General features: G+C 42.6%; 1 protein-coding gene. It reads right to left on the reverse strand.

Annotation, left to right across the window (positions count from 1 at the left end):
- Positions 1-360, reverse strand: a 360-nt coding sequence (locus tag KP705_RS17065; RefSeq protein ID WP_215765129.1) for a hypothetical protein, incomplete at its 3' end; no start/stop codon positions are given.
- Positions 361-500: the final 140 nt, after the last annotated feature.

The following is a 500-nucleotide window of genomic DNA, read 5'->3' on the forward strand; positions in this document are numbered from 1 at the left end:
CTTGACCGACCGAGCTTGCCAACGCTTACAATCGGCATCCATCTCACCTGGCCAAGACAGAACAATGCACGCCATAGTATTTTGAGTGCTTCTGATTTTCCTGCTCTTGCCATTCTTCTGAACATCAACAGCACCATCGCAAGCCTGCTCATGCTCACGCTCAAGAGCTTCTAAATCCTGACCAAAAACGAGAACCGGCTTGCCTGGATTTTCAACATGCAAACAGGCATCCGGATTTCTCCGGGTAGCCTCATCTATAGTCTCTTTAATATTCCACTTCTTAGACTTCGTTGCCTTGTCGGAAGGCTTTACAAGCACTTTACGACTCAGCATCTCAAAATGTGCGAATTGATAACTCATGACAACGATCCAAAAAATTTCTCGCAAATCGTTGAGAGTCTTCTTTTAAAATCATCAGACGTACAATTTTCCAAATCTAAATTATCGATACTCGAATACAAACCATCCTTGTCACATTCTTCTAAATCTTTAACCCAAAG

The sequence above is a fragment of the Gluconobacter sp. P1D12_c genome, assembly GCF_018812105.1.
Lineage (GTDB): Bacteria > Pseudomonadota > Alphaproteobacteria > Acetobacterales > Acetobacteraceae > Gluconobacter > Gluconobacter oxydans_A.